Consider the following 16,660-nt stretch of genomic DNA (forward strand, 5'->3'; position numbering starts at 1 on the left):
CCAGCCGACCGGCGCCAATAATCCATAAAATCCGCCAAAAGACGCTAACAGGCAGCCAAAATCTACCATCTGTCGTTTTGCCAAGCATGTCGCATTGACCACAGTAGACTCAGATTATCCAGAACCTGCAGATGGAGCTCTCACCATGTTCGGCCAACGCGATATCGACCCCCAACCGGGCACGCATTACCGCAGTTCACGCCTGAGCGCCGTCAACGGCCAATACTTCTTCGCCACTCGCGAAGGCACGCTGGAAGGCCCCTTTATCTCCCGCCATGACGCCGAGCAGAGCATCACGCGCTATATCGAGCGCATGACCATGGCCGACAAGCTGCTACGCCACAGCAGCGAGCACATCGACAATCTGCAGCGCCGCGAAGCGATCAAGCACAATCAGGAGCTTTGAGCGCTCACCCATTACAGATGCGCCAGGCCCAAGTCGCCCCGATGCGCCGCGAGATGCGGCAACACCGCGGCCAGCAGAGGCTCCTTGAAGGCATCCTGAAAGCGATGCGCCAGGCCTGGAATCAACTTGAGCTCTGCACCCTTGATATGCGCCGCCACGTGTACGCCATGCATCACCGGCAGTAACGGATCGGCCGTACCGTGCACCACCAGCGTCGGTACTTTCAGACGATTGAGCAGCTCGACCCGACTCGACTCGGCAAGAATCGCCAGCAACTGACGCTGCACCCCTTCGGGATTGAAGGCGCGGTCATAAGCCTGTTCGGCCTGATGCAGGAGCAAAGCACGATCATCATGCACCGTCGGGCTACCGAGGGCCGCGAGCAAATCTGCCTGCTGTTGCAGCGCAGCCTCGCGACTCACTGCCTCGCGCCTTGCCAGCAGCGCCACCAGCGCATCGCTGGGTGCAGGCAACCCTTGAGCACTCGAGCTGGTCATCACCAGCGTCAGACTGAGAACGCGCTGCGGCGCCAGATCGGCCAAGTGCTGGGCGATCATGCCGCCCATGCTCGCGCCCAGTACATGGAAGTTGTCGACGCCCAGACGGTCCATCAATCCCAGGGCATCGCCAGCCATGTCGCGCAGGTGATACGGCGCGCCAAGCGACAGGCCCAGGCGATAGCGCAGCACTTCATAAGGTAGGTTGATGCTTGGCGCTGGTCGCCGCCAGGTGCTCAGCCCCACGTCACGATTGTCGAAGCGCACGACGCGAAAACCCTGCTGACACAGGCGCTCGACCACCTCGTCAGGCCAGTGGATCAACTGTCCGCCCAGCCCCATCACCAGCAGCAGCGTCGGGTCGCGCTCGCTGCCGATGCTTTGATAAGCCAGACGCACCTCACCGACATCCGCATAACGGGTCGGCTCGGACAGGTCGCAACGATTGGCCGCAAAAGACGGCAAGCCGCAAAGCAACGCGGCCAGGAAAATTAATGCACGCATGGAAACACCAGAAACGCAGAACCCCACTGAAACGCGAGTCTGATGAAAGTCGTTCGACGGCGCTGCCACACAAGCGTGACAGTTTGATGAAGGGGGACGAACGGTTGCCCGAGTGGTGACCAGAGGTAGGATCCAGAGCGTCGCGAACGCCCCTCACTTACCTGTGAAAGGGGCTTCAGCCGCGACCACCGGGGAATCAGGCCAGCTCGGTGCGCAACTGCCTGGCGGCGGCCACCATGTTCACCAAGGCTGCCTCGGTTTCCGGCCAGGCGCGGGTTTTCAAACCACAGTCGGGGTTGATCCACAGCCGTTCGAGCGGGATACGCCGTGCCGCCTTGCGCAACAGTCCGACCATCTCGACGCTGTCGGGTACGCGCGGCGAGTGGATGTCGTAGACGCCCGGGCCGATTTCGCTGGGATAGTCGAAGCGCTCGAACGCCTCCAGCAACTCCATATCCGAACGCGACGTCTCGATGGTGATCACGTCGGCATCCATCGCCGCAATGGACTCGATCACATCGTTGAACTCGCTGTAGCACATGTGGGTATGGATCTGCGTCTCGTCACGCACACCGCTGGCGGTCAGGCGGAAGGCCTCGGTGGCCCAGTCCAGGTAGTGCTGCCAGGCGGCCTGGCGTAACGGCAGCCCTTCGCGAAACGCCGCCTCGTCGATCTGGATGATCTTGATGCCGGCTGCCTCCAGGTTCACCACCTCGTCACGAATCGCCAGCGCCAGTTGCCGCGCCTGCACTTCGCGGGACACGTCCTCACGCGGGAAGGACCACATCAGCATGGTCACCGGGCCGGTCAGCATGCCCTTCATGACCTTGTCGGTCAGGCCCTGGGCGTAAGTGATCCACTCCACGGTCATGGCCTGCGGGCGGCTCAGATCACCGACTATTACCGCCGGTTTGACGCAACGTGAGCCGTAGCTCTGCACCCAGCCGAAGCGGGTGAATGCATAACCATCGAGTTGCTCGGCGAAGTACTCGACCATGTCATTGCGCTCGGCCTCGCCATGCACCAGCACGTCCAGGCCCAGACGCTCCTGCACCTGCACCGCATGGCGAATTTCGCTGTGCATGGCCTCGGTGTACTCGGCCGCACTCAGCTTGCCCTGCTTGAACGACTGTCGCGCCAGGCGAATCGCCGAGGTCTGCGGGAAGGAGCCGATGGTGGTGGTCGGCAACAATGGCAGTTGCAGGCACTCACGCTGCTGTTCGATGCGCTCGGCGAACGGCGACTGGCGCTGGGCATGACGCGGACGAATCGCCGCCAGGCGCGCCTGTACCTCAGACTTGTGAATACGTTTTGAAGCTGCGCGAGCGGCCTGTACTGAGCGGCTCGCTTGCAAAGCGGCTTGCACAGAGGCGTCTTCCGGCGCCTCCAGGGCCTTACCGAGCAACGCGACCTCCTGGCATTTCTGCACGGCAAAGGCCAGCCAGCCTTTCAGCTCGGCATCGAGCTGGTCTTCACGAGCCAGGTCCACCGGGCTGTGCAACAGCGAGCAGGACGGCGCCACCCACAACCGCTCGCCCAGGCGTTCGTGAGCGTGACGCAGCACCTCGAGTACCTTCTCCAGATCGCAACGCCAGACGTTGCGCCCGTTGACCACGCCCAGCGACAACACTTTATAGGCTGGCAGGCGATCGAGAATGGTCGGGTACTGCTCCGGGGCACGCACCAGGTCGATATGTAGGCCGTCTACCGGCAGGTTGGCAGCCAGCCCCAGGTTGTCTTCCAGGCCGCCAAAATAGGTGGCGATCAGCTTCCTGCACGGCTCGCGCTGAATCAGGTTGTAGGCGCGCTCGAAGGCGTTCTTCCACGCTTGCGGCAAATCCAGCACCAGGATCGGTTCATCGATCTGCACCCACTCCACGCCCTGCGCCGCCAAACGCTGGAAGATCTCGCCATAGACCGGCAGCAGGCTTTCAAGTAACTCAAGCTTGTCAAAGTCGCCACCCTTGGCCTTGCCCAGCCATAGATAAGTCAGCGGGCCGATCAGCACCGGCTTGACGTTGTGACCGAGGGCATGCGCCTCAGCCACCTCCTCGAACAGCTGCTCCCAGCTCAGGGCGAACTGTTGATCCGCACTAAATTCCGGCACCAGGTAGTGGTAGTTGGTATCGAACCACTTGGTCATTTCCTGCGCGTGGGCACCACCGCAGCAACTGCCGCTGCTCTTGTTCGCAACGGCCCCACGGGCCATGGCGAACAAGGTATCCAGCGTCGGCTTGCCGGCGGCCGGGCGAAAGCGCTCAGGAATCACTCCGAAGGCCAGCGAATGAGCGAGCACCTGGTCGTACCAGGCGAAGTCGCCCACCGGCAGCAGGTCGATACCGGCATCCTTCTGCAATTGCCAGTGCTCGGCGCGCAGACGCTGGCCGACGGCGCGCAGGCCGGCTTCGTCCAGCTCACCTTTCCAGCGGGCTTCGAGGGCTTTTTTCAGTTCGCGGTCGCGGCCAATGCGCGGAAAACCGAGGGAATGGGACAGGGCCATGTCGTGAAACTCCAGAATCAATCGAGATGGCGCCATTCTCGGCATCGATACCGAGTGAGACAAACTCAAGATTTTCGCCTTGATCTATAGAATTACTCATGTAGGCTGTATGAACCATTTTCATCCAGCCCTGGCATTGGATGAGCGAAACCTTCGTAGAGACCCGCCATGCTCGAGCTGCGCCACCTGAAAACCCTGCACGCCCTGCGCGAAACCGACAGCCTGGTGGAAGCCGCCGAACGCCTGCACCTGACCCAGTCAGCGCTGTCGCACCAGTTCAAGGAGCTGGAAGAGCGCCTCGGCCTGCAGCTGTTCGTGCGCAAGACCAAACCCGTGCGCTTCACCAGCGCCGGCCTGCGTCTGCTGCAACTGGCCGACGCCACCCTGCCCCTTCTGCGCGGCGCCGAGCGTGATTTGGCGCGCCTGGCCGGTGGCACCGCTGGCCGCTTGCACATGGCCATCGAGTGCCACAGCTGCTTCCAGTGGCTGATGCCGACCATCGACCAGTTTCGCGACGCCTGGCCGGAGGTGGAGCTGGACCTGGCCTCGGGCTTCTCCTTCGCCCCGCTGCCGGCCCTGGCCCGAGGCGACCTGGATCTGGTGGTGACTTCGGATCCCATCGAGCTGGCCGGCATCACCTATGTGCCACTGTTCACCTACGAGGCCATGCTCGCCGTCGCCAATCAGCACCGCCTGGCGCACAAGGCCTACATCCAGCCTCAGGATCTGGCCACGGAAACCCTGATCACCTACCCGGTGGAACGCGACCGTCTGGATATCTTCACGCGTTTTCTCGAACCCAACGATATCGAGCCGGCCCAGGTGCGCACCTCCGAACTGACGGTGATGATGATGCAGCTGGTGGCCAGCGGCCGTGGCGTGTGTGGCCTGCCCAACTGGGCGCTGCACGAGTACAGCTCGCGCGGCTACGTCAGCGCCAAGCGCCTGGGCGAAAAAGGGCTGTTCGCCACGCTCTACGCGGCGATTCGCACCGATATGCTCGACGCGCCATTCATGCGCGACTTCCTGCTCACCGCCAAGGACACCTCCTTCGCCAGCCTCGAAGGCGTCAGCGTGGCGCGCTGAGCGTCGCCACATGGGGCAAGGATCGAGCAAATGTCGTAGGGCGGGTTAGCCGCCTGCCACCTTCCGCAATCCCCCCTGCAATGTCTGTCGCGGCGTAACCCGCCATCGGCGCAACGCGTTTCATCGCCTGGGGGTTAGAAGCTTCGCCCCGGGGCGGGGTTCCTACACTCATGTATCCCCTGAGGCCGCCGCGCCTCACGGCGAATGAGGAGTGAACGGCTACCCGCCAATTGCCTTGTTACAACTCCCGTCTTGCCGCATCGTGACCAACAGTCATAGCATGACCACCGGTCACGAAACCCGGAACCGTCATGCGCTACCAGGATCAACTCTTCCAGCAACGGGAAAACGCCCTGCTGCAATCCGCTCGCCAGCTGTTTCAGGAGCAATCCTGGGATCGCGTCACCATCGCCGAAGTGGCGCGTCACGCCGGCATCGGCAAGGGCACGGTGTACAAGCACTTTTCCAGCAAGGAGGCGCTCTACGCACGCCTGGTGCTGGACTGCTCGCGCCAGCATCTGAGCGAACTGCGTGAGACCGCGAACCAGGCTCCGCCTCGCGAAGCTATGCGCCATGTGATTCGTCGCGCCTTCGAACAGCTGCTGGCCGACCCGCTGCAAGCCCAACTCTGCCTGCTGTGCGACCGCCCCGCTTTCCAGGAACGGCTGGACGCACCCTACCGTGAACAGTTCCTCGAGCTGGAAGGTCAGTACATGGCGCTGTTCAACCAACTGCTGCAAGGCAGCTTCAGCGAACTGCAACTCTCCCCCACTGATTGCCAACGCCTGCTGTGGGGCGTGGAGGCTTGCGTCAACGGCGTGATGGCCCGTATCGCCTCCGGCGGCTTCGCCCATTGGGCAGAACCCATCGAGCTGGACGCCTATTTCCAGCGCGTCACCGATTTCATCATTGCCGGCCTGCAAGGCCAGGCCGCCGCGCTGCACGCAGCGCCTGCACTCAGCGAGTAAACCCACATGTTCGCCCAACTCAGCAAGCGCCCCTGGATCATCGCCGTCGTCATCGCAGCCCTGCTGCTGGCCTGGCTGTTCAGCGGCGATCGTTTCGTCGCTCGCGAGGATGTCGAGGCCGACCAACCCGCCACCACCAATGATCTGGCGCGCGTCGAAATTCAATGGTTGGAAGCCCAACCCATGCAGCGCCAGCATGTCGTGCAGGGGCAGATCGAAGCCTGGCGCCGCGTGGAACTGCGCGCCCAGGTCAGTGGCAGCGTGCAGAACCTGGATCAGGACAAGGGCAACCGCGTCGCCGCCGATCAATTGCTGCTGAGCATTTCGCCTGACGATCGCCCAGCCCAGGTCGCGCGCAGCGAGGCCGATGTGCGCCAGCGCCAAAGCGACGTCACTGCCGCCAAGCGCCTGCGCGAACGCAGCCTGGTGTCGGCCAACGAGTTGATGCGCCTGGAAAGCGAACTGGCCAAGGCCCGCGCCGAACTCGACAGCGCCCGCCTGCAGCAGCGCAACACCAAGATCAAGGCGCCGTTTGCCGGTATCTATGACCAGCGCATGGTCGAACTGGGCGATTTCGTCCAGCCCGGCCAGAGCCTGCTGACCCTGGTGGATATCGACCGCCTCAAGGTCAGCGCGCAGATTGCCCAGCAGCAGGTCACCCAGCTCGAACTGGGCCAACCGGTAAAGGTTGAACTGCTCGACGGCCGCACGCTGCAAGGCGAGCTGCACTTTATCGCCGCCGCCGCCGACCCCGGCTCGCGCAGCTTCCGCATCGAGGTCAAGGTGGACAACCCGGACGGCCTGCGTCTGGCCGGCGCCAGCGCCACCCTGCACATTCAGACCGGCGAAGCCATGGCCCATCGCCTGTCCCCTGCTCTGCTCAGCCTGGACGAAACCGGCCGCCACGGCGTCAAGTGGGTCAATGACGCGCAGCGCGTGGAGTTCACCCCGGTGCAACTGATCAGCGTCGACAATCAGGGCGCCTGGGTCAGCGGCCTGCCGCCGAAGGTGGCGTTGATCACCCTCGGCCAGGGCTTCGTCCAGCCCGGTCAGCAGGTACGCGCGCAACTCGCGGCCGAGGGCAGTTGAGATGCACGCACTGATCGCTGCCGCACTCGACCGTAGCCGTACCACCATCCTGGTCCTGCTGTTCCTGCTCTGCGGCGGGCTGGTGGCCTACATCGCCATGCCCAAGGAATCCAACCCGGACGTGGTCATTCCTATCATCTACGTTTCGGTGACCCTCGAAGGCATCAGCCCGGAAGACGGCGAACGCCTGCTGGTGCGTCCACTGGAACAGGAGCTGCGCAGTCTCGAGGGCGTCAAGGAAATGCGCTCGGTATCCAGCGAAGGACACGCCTCGGTGACCCTGGAGTTCGACGCCGGCTTCGACGCCAAGGTGGCGCTGGCCGACGTGCGCGAAAAGGTCGATACCGCCCGAAGCAAGCTGCCTGAAGAGGCCGACGAGCCGACCGTCAACGAAGTCAACGTGGCGCTGTTCCCGGTGCTGTCGGTAGGGTTGTCCGGGCCGATTGCCGAAACGGAGCTGGTGTACATCGCCCGGCGCCTGAAGGAGAACATCGAGGGCATCGCCGAAGTGCTGTCAGTGGAGATAGGCGGCGACCGCGAAGACCTGCTGGAGATCGTCGTCGACCCGCAGGTGCTCGACAGTTACGGCATCGATTACAACGAGCTGTTCAACCTGGTCAGCCGCAACAACCGCCTGGTCGCTGCCGGCAGCCTGGATACCGGCGCAGGCCGCATGAGCATGAAGGTGCCCGGCGTCATCGAAGACCTCGAAGACGTGATGCGCATGCCGATCAAGGTGGTCGGCGACAGCGTGGTCACCTTCGCCGACGTCGCCACCATTCGCCGCACCTTCAAGGACCCCACCGGCTTCGCCCGCATCAACGGCCAGCCGGCCATCGTGCTGGAAGTGGCCAAGCGCAGCGGCGCCAACATCATCGAGACCATCGACCAGGTCAAGGCACTGATGGAGCAGGCCAAACCCCTGCTGCCGCCGGGCGTTGAAGTCAGCTACATCATGGATCAGTCGCAGGAAGTGCAGAGCATGCTCGGCGACCTGCTCAACAACGTGCTCACCGCCATCGTCCTGGTACTGATCCTGGTAGTGGCGAGCATGGGCATGCGTTCGGCGCTGCTGGTCGGTCTGACCATTCCCGGCGCCTTCCTCAGCGGCATCCTGCTGATCTGGATGCTCGGCTTCACCCTCAATATCGTCGTGCTGTTCAGCCTGATACTGGTGGCCGGCATGCTGGTCGACGGCGCCATCGTCGTCTCCGAGCTGGCCGACCGCTACCTGCACCAGGGGCAGACACCCCGTCAGGCCTGGGCCAACGCCGCCACGCGGATGGCCTGGCCGGTGATTGCCTCCACCGCCACCACTCTGGTGGTATTCCTGCCACTGCTGTTCTGGCCCGGCGTGGTCGGCCAGTTCATGAAGTACCTGCCGGCAACGGTGATTCTCTGCCTGCTGGCCTCGCTGGCCATGGCCCTGGTATTTCTGCCAGTGCTCGGCGCCGTCACTGGCGGCCAGGCACGCCCACAAGCCCCCAGCGCCAACCGCGCCGGCAACGCCTACCGCAATCTGCTGGCGACGCTGCTCAAACGCCCGGGCCTGACCCTGCTCGGCATGCTCGCGCTGATCGCGCTGATCTACGTCGGCTATGGCCGCTTCAACCATGGCGTGGAATTCTTCCCCGACGTCGAACCAGAAAGTGCGCAGATCTGGCTGCGCGCACGCGGCGATCTATCTGTGCAGGAGAAGGACGCCCTACTCCAGCAGGTGGAAAAGCAGGTGATCGGCATGCGTGAGGTCAAGGCGCTGTATGCACGCTCCCTGGCACAGCCGGAAGGCCAGCAAGGCCAACTCGGCGCCGACGTGATCGGCACCCTGCAGTTCCAGTTCGTCGACTGGCACCAGCGCCGACCGGCCAATGACATCCTCGCCGAAATGAGCAAGCGCACCGCCGGTATTCCCGGCGTGGTGCTGGAGTTCCGCAAGCAGGAACAGGGCCCCACCGACGGCAAGCCGGTCAAGCTGCAGATCAGCTCGCTGGACCCGGCACTGGGCGAGCAGTGGGTCGAGCGTATCCGCGCGGAAATGACGCGGCTCGGCGGCTTCGCCGATATCGAGGACGACCGCGCCCTGCCCGGCATCGAATGGCGCATCAAGGTCGACCGCGAGGCCGCCGCGCGCTTCGGCGCGGACGTACTCAGCGTCGGCAATGCAGTGCAGATGATCACCAACGGCCTGAAACTGGCGACCTACCGCCCCGAAGATGCCACTGACGAAGTGGACATCCGTGTGCGCCTGCCCGGTAACTGGCGCTCGCTCGACCAACTCGGCCGCCTGACCCTCAATACACCGGCCGGCCAGGTACCGCTGAGCAACTTCGTCGACCTGCAGCCTGCGCCCAAGGTCGGTACCCTGCGCCGCGTCGATGGTGACCGCACCATCACCCTGCAGGCCGACCTGGCCGAAGGTGCGCGCCTGGACGAACGCCTCAAGGCGTTGCGCGAAGCGCTCGGCGATGTACCGGCCGAGGTCAAGGTGAAATTCGCCGGCGAGGATGCCGACCAACGCGAGGCGGCCACCTTCCTGATGACCGCCTTCGTCGTCGCCATCTTCCTCATGGCGATCATCCTGGTGACCCAGTTCAACAGCCTCTACCAGGCGGCACTGGTGCTGTCGGCCATCGTTCTCTCCACTGCCGGCGTGTTGATGGGCCTGCTGGTCAATAGTCAGTCGTTCGGCATCGTCATGGTCGGCATGGGCCTGATCGCCCTGGCTGGCATCGTGGTGAACAACAACATCATCCTGATCGACACCTACAACCAGCTGCGTCGCCAGGGCCTGGAACCGCGTGAAGCGGCGCTGGAAACCGGCAGCCTGCGCCTGCGCCCAGTGCTACTGACGGCGGTGACCACCATCCTCGGCCTGATGCCCATGGTGCTCAGCATCAACGTTGACCTGGTGACCCCGAGCCTCGGTTTCGGCGCTCCCTCGACGCAGTGGTGGACGCAACTGTCCAGCGCCATCGCTGGCGGCCTGGCCTTCGCCACCGTGCTGACCCTGCTGCTGACGCCTTGCCTGCTGGTACTCGGTGCCCGCTTCGAGCGGCGTCCACCGCCGCTGGAGACCTACGACACCGACCTGCTCGACCTGCCGGAGCATCTGATTGCCGCCAAACCCGACAGGGCGCAGGTCCAGCGCACCAGCTGACGCCGAACCTCCCAGAAATACATGGCAAAACGCCAGATATCGCCTAGGCTAACCAGCAATGATGGTTAGGGCGGGAATGGAAAGGCAGCAGGGATGCTTTTAACAGACAGCAGACGCGCAATACGTCTTGCAGAAACGACAAAGCCCTCTCTTGGAGGGCTTTGCTTTTTCACTCGCTTGGCATTGGCCAGCGGAAGGAAGAAACACCGAGCTAACGAAGTGTATGGGGTCGGCATCCTGCCTGTTGGCCACTTCGTTAGCCCGGTAACCGGAGAGTAGTCCAGGCAGTGGCAATGTGCCAAGCCTCAATTGCGCGGCATGCTTCACAGAGCGGAGACGCTCCCCTGGCAGCTCTCGCCCCCGCCCAACATGACCCAGCACGTTCGCATGACGGCTGATCAGCCCCCTCTCTCGTGATGCTGAAACAGCGCAACGCACTTATGCACAACTTACGAGCAGGGTCTTACTCCAGTGCCATACAACTAAGCACAAAGAATAATGTTTTTATGGCGCCATAAAAATAACACACTAAATAGATGCAACTATTTTTTGGCGCCTAAAAAATAGCAATTATAAGTTATTGTTTTAATTACAAAAAATATTAAAGAAAGTGATAGTCGCACAATTCATAACTTTTGGTTCACGTTTTGCTTGAAATGCCAAAACAGCCAACTTAGTATCCGCGCCATTCGAGCACCCCATTCGATTGCAGTAACCATTACGCAATCTTAGTGGCGTACTTAATGAACACGGATGTTGGCCAGTTCAAATCGGCTAGCTCAATTATATGAGAGAGGGATCTATGCGAATCAGCATCTTTGGACTGGGTTATGTGGGCGCCGTATGCGCCGGTTGTTTGTCGGCTCGCGGCCATGAAGTCATTGGCGTCGACGTATCGCAAACCAAGATCGACCTGATCAATCAAGGCAAGTCCCCCATCGTCGAACCCGGCCTCGCCGAACTGCTCGAAGCCGGCGTCAACTCCGGCCTGCTGCGTGGCACCACCGATGTGGGCGCCGCAGTACTGGCCAGCGAACTGTCCTTCATTGCCGTGGGTACGCCGAGCAAGCGCAATGGCGACCTTGACCTTGGCTACATGGAATCGGTGTGCAAGCAGATCGGTACCGCCCTGCGCGACAAGCAGGAGCGCCACACCGTGGTTGTGCGCAGCACGGTTCTGCCAGGCACGGTAAAGAATGTGGTGATTCCTCTGATCGAAGCAGCGTCCGGCAAGAAAGCCGGTGTCGATTTCGGCGTGGCCACCAACCCGGAATTCCTCCGCGAAAGCACCGCGATCAAGGACTACGACTTCCCGGCCATGACCGTGATCGGTGAGCTGGACGAACAGTCCGGCGATCTGCTGCAGGAGCTGTACAGTGAGCTGGACGCTCCGATCATCCGCAAGTCCATCGAAGTGGCGGAAATGATCAAGTACACCTGCAACGTCTGGCATGCAGCCAAGGTCACCTTCGCCAACGAGATCGGCAACATCGCCAAGGCAGCCGGCGTCGATGGCCGCGAAGTGATGGACGTGGTCTGCCAGGATCACAAGCTCAATCTCTCCAAGTACTACATGAAACCTGGCTTCGCCTTCGGCGGCTCCTGCCTGCCCAAGGACGTACGCGCCCTCTCCTACCGCGCCGGCAGCCTGGACGTGGAAGCGCCGCTGATCGATTCGCTTATGCGCAGCAACGCCGCCCAGGTGAAGAAGGCTTTCGACATCGTCACCAACTACGACAAGCGCCGCATCGGGCTGCTGGGCCTGAGCTTCAAGGCCGGCACCGACGACTTGCGCGAAAGCCCTCTGGTCGAGCTGGCCGAAATGCTGATCGGCAAAGGCTACGAGTTGCGCATTTTCGACAGCAATGTCGAGTACGCCCGCGTGTTCGGCGCGAACAAGGAATACATCGAATCGAAGATCCCCCACGTTTCCTCGCTGCTGTGCAAGGAGCTCGACGAGGTGGTCTCGCAATCCGATGTACTGATCATCGGCAATGGCGAAAAGCGCTTCGCCGAGGTCATGGACAGCGTCGGCGATGACAAACAGATCGTCGATCTCGTGGGTTTCATGGCACATGCCACCCAGGCCAACAAGGAAGGCATCTGCTGGTAGCAGAGAGCTAGGGCCTGAACGAAAAGTCGCCGCGCGAAGGCACTTTTCGTACAGAGCCTAACAAGAACAGAGGCGGCATCGGTTGAGTGTCGCTTGGTTGGTTATGGCGTGTCGCCAGTTCACTGCCCATACGATCCGAATCGATGTTTACAAGGAGTGACAGCATGATTCCTCTGATTTTGTCCGGCGGCAGTGGCTCCAGACTCTGGCCGCTCTCGCGCAAGCTGTATCCCAAGCAGTTCCTGGCCCTCACCGGCAGCGAGACACTGTTTCAGCAGACGCTCGGCCGCCTGGCAATCGATGGCATCAGCAAACCCATCGTGGTGTGCAACGAGGAACATCGCTTCATCGTCAGCGAGCAACTTGCCGCTATCGGCAGTGAGGCGCAGACCATTCTGCTGGAGCCGTTCGGCCGCAACACCGCGCCGGCCGTGGCCATCGCCGCCATGCACCTGCTCGCCGCTGGCCGTGACGAGCTGCTTCTGGTTCTGCCGGCCGATCACGTGATCGAAGACCTGCAGGTATTCCATAACGCACTCGGCGTGGCTCGCAAGGCTGCAGAACAGGGCGAGATGGTGCTGTTCGGCATCCCCGCCGAGCGGCCTGAAACCGGTTACGGCTATATCAGGACCGGCGAGCGATCCGGGCTGCCGGGCGGTGTTCTGTCAGTCGAGCAGTTCGTCGAGAAGCCCGACCTGGCCACCGCCAGCGAGTTCGTGGCGCAAGGCGACTACGTCTGGAACAGCGGCATGTTCCTGTTCCGCTGCAGCCGCTATCTGGAAGAGCTGCAACGCCACGATCAGGACATCTACGACACCTGCCAGCTGGCGCTCAGCCGCAGCAAGAGCGACCTGCAGTTCATCCGCATCGACCCCAGCTCCTTCGAGTGCTGCCCGGACAACTCCATCGACTACGCGGTGATGGAAAAGACCGATCGTGCCTGCGTGGTCCCGCTCGCTGCAGGCTGGAACGACGTCGGCTCCTGGTCCGCGCTGTGGGACGTTCAGGACAAGGACGACAACGGCAACAGCCGCTCTGGCGATGTGGTGATCCACGACAGTCAGGACTGCCTGGCCCACAGCCAGAGCAAACTGGTGACCCTGGTCGGCCTGAAGGACGTGGTGGTGGTGGAGACCAAGGACGCCGTGATGGTCGCCCACAAGGACCGCGTGCAGGACGTCAAGCAACTGGTCAACACCCTCACCAGCGACGGGCGCCCCGAGGCGCAGAACCATTGCCAGGTCTATCGCCCGTGGGGCAGCTACGACTCCATCGACAGTGGCAACCGCTTTCAGGTCAAACGCATCGTGGTCAAGCCAGGCGCCAGCCTGTCGCTGCAAAAGCACCATCACCGTGCCGAGCACTGGATCGTGGTCTCCGGCACTGCGCGGGTGACCTGTGACGACAAGACCTTCCTGCTCTGGGAGAACCAGTCGACCTACATCCCCATCGCCGCCGTTCACCGCCTGGCCAACCCCGGCAAGATTCCCCTGGAGATCATCGAGGTCCAGTCCGGCAGCTATCTGGGTGAGGATGACATCGAGCGCTTCGAGGATGTCTACGGCCGCACCGACGCCACGGTCAACTAGCGACTTTCAGCGTCACAGCGGCTGACGCTCGTACACGGCTTCACTGGAGGAAGCACGTCACATGCCTAGGTTATTCAATGGGGTCGACACCTCATCCGGTTTCGGCAAGCTGTGCGGTTGGGCGTGCCTGATCGCCCTGCTCGCGCTTGCCTCGGAAATGGTCGACCCGAGCTACCTCGACCCGTCGCATCAGAAATTCATTTTTCTGATCGGCGCGCTGGGCATGTGGCGTTACGGCAACGCCGCCACTCACTACCTGCGCGGCATGTACTTCCTGCACTGGCGTTTCCCACGCATGCGCAAGGCCGTCGAGCGCATGGGGGCCGCGGCGCTGCCCGAGCACATGTTCATGGTGGTGACCAGCTTCCGCATCCCGACCCACACCACCTTCAAGGTGTACCAGTCGGTGTTTCAGGAAGTGCAGCGCATGCCCGTGCCCTGCACCGTCATCGCCTCGATCGTGGAGAAAGGCGACGAGAACTTCATCAAGGACATCATGCGTCAGGAGGTCCGCGACCGCGACGACATCAAGCTGATCATCGTGCGCGCCCGCGGCACCGGCAAACGCGACGGCCTGGCGCATGCCTTCCGCGCGCTGTCCCGGCAGATGCCTCTGGAGAACGCCGTGGTCGGCGTGGTCGATGGCGACACCATGATGCTGCCCGGCTGCGTCGAGCGCGCCGTCAGCATGTTCGCCTATCTGCCCAGTGTCGGTGGCATCACCACCAACGAGTTCTGCGAGGTGGAAGGCAGCAAGCTGATGCAGGAGTGGCACACCATGCGCTTCGTCCAGCGGCACATCAACATGTGCTCGATGGCACTGAGCAAACGCGTGCTGACCATGACCGGGCGCCTGTCGTTCTTCCGTGCCAGCGTGATGACCAACCCGGAATTCATCAAGGACGTGGAAGCCGACTTCCTCGACCACTGGCGGCTGGGGCGCTTCCAGTTCCTCACCGGCGACGACAAGTCCTCCTGGTTCAGCCTGATGCGCGCCGGCTGGGACACCTTCTACGTGCCCGACAGCCACACCCTGACGGTGGAGCATCCACCAGATAACAGCTTCCTGCGCGCGACCCGGCAACTGATGTACCGCTGGTATGGCAACTCGCTGCGGCAGAACTTCCGCGCCACCCGACTGCTGGGCCTCGACCGCCTGGGCCTTTTCACCATGTACGTGCTGTACGACCAGCGCGTGTCCATGTGGACCTGCCTGATGGGCCTAAGCGCCTCGGTGGTGGCCGGCCTGCTGTTCGGCATCCAGTACCTGTTGCTGTACCTGTTCTGGGTGCTGTTGTCGCGCACCCTGGTAACGCTGTTGTTCTTCTTCGCCAAGCACCCGGTGCATCCGATGTACCCCTTCGTTCTGTATTACAACCAGATCGTCGGCTCGGTGATGAAGGTTTACACCATGTTCCACATGGACCAGCAGAGCTGGACCCGGCAAAAGACCACGCTCAGCAATGGCAGCGTCAGTTTCGATGCGGCCCTTAATCGATGGACGTCGAAGACGATGTTGTTGTCCTCCATTGCCATCTTCTTCGGGGTCATTTCGGTCCTGCTAGAACTCACGCAACCTTAAGCAAAGGCGCGAATGCTATGAGTAGCACCACTGTCTTACCCGTAAACGTTGTTCACGAAGCGATCGATGAGCGCCAGTTCGTCCGCGCCAAGATCCCCGCCCGCATCAGCCTGCAAGGTCACGGCCTGAACGGCGTGGAATGCGAGATCCTGGACATCTCCCTGGGCGGCATCGGTCTGTCCTACGAGCAGCCACTGAAGCTCGGTAGCCTGTTCCAGGGCTCGATCAAGCTGAAGCTGAACCAGGTCGACCTGAACATCGACACCAAGCTGAAGATCGTCTCCCAGCGCGGTCATGAAGTGGGTGCCGAGTTCGTCGAGCTGGATCGGCAGAAACGCGACATCCTGCGCTACATCATCTCGGCCTACATGTCCGGCGACATCGCCGACATCAACGGCCTGTTCAACGTGATGCAGCGCGAGAACTACATCAAGGAGCGCAAGACCAAGCAGGCCAGCTCGCGCACGCCCACGGAACGCCTGCAAGCGGCGCTGGGCTCGATGCTGTTTCTCGGCGCCGGCCTGGCCGCGCTGAGCCTGATCGTCTACAAGAGCTACCTGCTGTTCTTCCAGATGCCGGCCGCACAGGCGGTGGTCAGCGCCAATGCCTACGTGGTGAGCATGCCGGAGAACGGCAACCTCAAGTACCTGATCGGCCCCGAGCAGACCAGCGTGAGCACCGGCCAGCCACTGGCCAGCGTGTCCACGCAACTGGCCAGCAGCCTGACCAGCCCGACCGACATCGCCGCCCTGGCCAGCCTCTCCGAGCAGGATGCAGCCGCCCTGCTCGGCCGCGTGACCGTCGAGACGGTGATCGCCAGCCCCTGCGACTGCAGCCTGTACTTCCCCCGCCCGCGCATGGATGGCTTCGCCTACAAGCAGGAACAGCTGGTACATCTGCTGCCGCTGGATCAGCCGCTGAACGTCAAGGCCAGCGTGCCGTTCGATCGCATGGACAAGATCGAGCGCGTGCGAGCGGTCGAGATGCGTGTGCTGGGTAGCGACGCCATCTACAGCGGCGAGATCGTCGCCAGCCGCGTCGACGACCAACGGCAGATGGTCGAGCTGACCATCAAGCCGGATCAGGCGTTGCCGCGCAGCGCCTATCAGTTGCCGACCGCCGTCGACTTCAAACTCGGCCTGCCACTGCGCTGGACGTTCTGAGGTCGC

At 62.3% G+C, this 16,660-nt stretch carries 11 protein-coding genes; 9 read left to right on the top strand and 2 right to left on the bottom strand.

Annotation, left to right across the window (positions count from 1 at the left end):
* Nucleotides 1-145: 145 nt before the first annotated feature.
* Nucleotides 146-406, top strand: a complete 261-nt coding sequence (locus JWV26_RS01335) for a DUF6316 family protein (protein WP_072425329.1) — start codon at nt 146-148, stop codon at nt 404-406.
* 11 nt (nt 407-417) lie between these two features.
* On the opposite strand, the gene JWV26_RS01340 is transcribed toward JWV26_RS01335, so the two are convergent.
* Together JWV26_RS01340 and metE are read right to left on the bottom strand one after the other, a co-directional pair.
* Nucleotides 418-1,407, bottom strand: a complete 990-nt coding sequence (locus JWV26_RS01340; protein WP_074916177.1) for an alpha/beta fold hydrolase — start codon at nt 1,405-1,407, stop codon at nt 418-420.
* Nucleotides 1,408-1,603: 196 nt separating this feature from the next.
* Nucleotides 1,604-3,907, bottom strand: a complete 2,304-nt coding sequence (gene metE, locus JWV26_RS01345) for a 5-methyltetrahydropteroyltriglutamate--homocysteine S-methyltransferase (RefSeq protein WP_206418207.1) — start codon at nt 3,905-3,907, stop codon at nt 1,604-1,606.
* A 168-nt stretch (nt 3,908-4,075) separates the two neighbouring features.
* Between metE and metR the strand changes: the two genes are divergently transcribed.
* The 8 genes from metR to JWV26_RS01385 all read left to right on the top strand — a co-directional run bounded on the left by metR (nt 4,076) and on the right by JWV26_RS01385 (nt 16,654).
* Entirely contained in the window at nt 4,076-4,993 is a 918-nt protein-coding gene (gene metR, locus JWV26_RS01350) for a transcriptional regulator MetR (RefSeq protein ID WP_074916181.1), read from the top strand.
* Between the two features lie 311 nt (nt 4,994-5,304).
* Nucleotides 5,305-5,961, top strand: coding sequence for a TetR/AcrR family transcriptional regulator (locus JWV26_RS01355; RefSeq protein WP_017679104.1), 657 nt, complete (start codon nt 5,305-5,307; stop codon nt 5,959-5,961).
* Between the two features lie 6 nt (nt 5,962-5,967).
* Nucleotides 5,968-7,050, top strand: a complete 1,083-nt coding sequence (locus tag JWV26_RS01360; protein ID WP_093050745.1) for an efflux RND transporter periplasmic adaptor subunit — start codon at nt 5,968-5,970, stop codon at nt 7,048-7,050.
* A gap of 1 nt (nt 7,051) precedes the next feature.
* Entirely contained in the window at nt 7,052-10,207 is a 3,156-nt protein-coding gene (locus JWV26_RS01365) for an efflux RND transporter permease subunit (protein WP_093050742.1), read from the top strand.
* An 802-nt stretch (nt 10,208-11,009) separates the two neighbouring features.
* Nucleotides 11,010-12,320 (top strand): nucleotide sugar dehydrogenase, encoded by a 1,311-nt coding sequence (locus tag JWV26_RS01370; RefSeq protein ID WP_079783364.1) that lies wholly within the window; start codon nt 11,010-11,012, stop codon nt 12,318-12,320.
* Nucleotides 12,321-12,484: 164 nt separating this feature from the next.
* Nucleotides 12,485-13,909, top strand: coding sequence for a mannose-1-phosphate guanylyltransferase/mannose-6-phosphate isomerase (locus JWV26_RS01375; RefSeq protein ID WP_093050739.1), 1,425 nt, complete (start codon nt 12,485-12,487; stop codon nt 13,907-13,909).
* 61 nt (nt 13,910-13,970) lie between these two features.
* On the top strand, nt 13,971-15,491 hold the full coding sequence (locus tag JWV26_RS01380) for a glycosyltransferase (RefSeq protein ID WP_017679099.1): 1,521 nt from the start codon (nt 13,971-13,973) through the stop codon (nt 15,489-15,491).
* A 17-nt stretch (nt 15,492-15,508) separates the two neighbouring features.
* On the top strand, nt 15,509-16,654 hold the full coding sequence (locus JWV26_RS01385) for a PilZ domain-containing protein (protein ID WP_206418208.1): 1,146 nt from the start codon (nt 15,509-15,511) through the stop codon (nt 16,652-16,654).
* Nucleotides 16,655-16,660 lie beyond the last annotated feature (6 nt).

It is taken from the genome of Ectopseudomonas toyotomiensis, assembly GCF_017167985.1.
GTDB classification, from domain to species: Bacteria; Pseudomonadota; Gammaproteobacteria; order Pseudomonadales; family Pseudomonadaceae; genus Aquipseudomonas; species Aquipseudomonas toyotomiensis.

Excerpts from the sequence above, each read along its gene's own strand:
- JWV26_RS01335 (WP_072425329.1), top strand. The coding sequence starts at position 146 with ATGTTCGGCCAACGCGATATCGACCCCCAACCGGGCACGCATTACCGC.
- JWV26_RS01340 (WP_074916177.1), bottom strand. The coding sequence starts at position 1,407 with ATGCGTGCATTAATTTTCCTGGCCGCGTTGCTTTGCGGCTTGCCGTCT.
- metE (WP_206418207.1), bottom strand. The coding sequence starts at position 3,907 with ATGGCCCTGTCCCATTCCCTCGGTTTTCCGCGCATTGGCCGCGACCGC.
- metR (WP_074916181.1), top strand. The coding sequence starts at position 4,076 with ATGCTCGAGCTGCGCCACCTGAAAACCCTGCACGCCCTGCGCGAAACC.
- JWV26_RS01355 (WP_017679104.1), top strand. The coding sequence starts at position 5,305 with ATGCGCTACCAGGATCAACTCTTCCAGCAACGGGAAAACGCCCTGCTG.
- JWV26_RS01360 (WP_093050745.1), top strand. The coding sequence starts at position 5,968 with ATGTTCGCCCAACTCAGCAAGCGCCCCTGGATCATCGCCGTCGTCATC.
- JWV26_RS01365 (WP_093050742.1), top strand. The coding sequence starts at position 7,052 with ATGCACGCACTGATCGCTGCCGCACTCGACCGTAGCCGTACCACCATC.
- JWV26_RS01370 (WP_079783364.1), top strand. The coding sequence starts at position 11,010 with ATGCGAATCAGCATCTTTGGACTGGGTTATGTGGGCGCCGTATGCGCC.
- JWV26_RS01375 (WP_093050739.1), top strand. The coding sequence starts at position 12,485 with ATGATTCCTCTGATTTTGTCCGGCGGCAGTGGCTCCAGACTCTGGCCG.
- JWV26_RS01380 (WP_017679099.1), top strand. The coding sequence starts at position 13,971 with ATGCCTAGGTTATTCAATGGGGTCGACACCTCATCCGGTTTCGGCAAG.
- JWV26_RS01385 (WP_206418208.1), top strand. The coding sequence starts at position 15,509 with ATGAGTAGCACCACTGTCTTACCCGTAAACGTTGTTCACGAAGCGATC.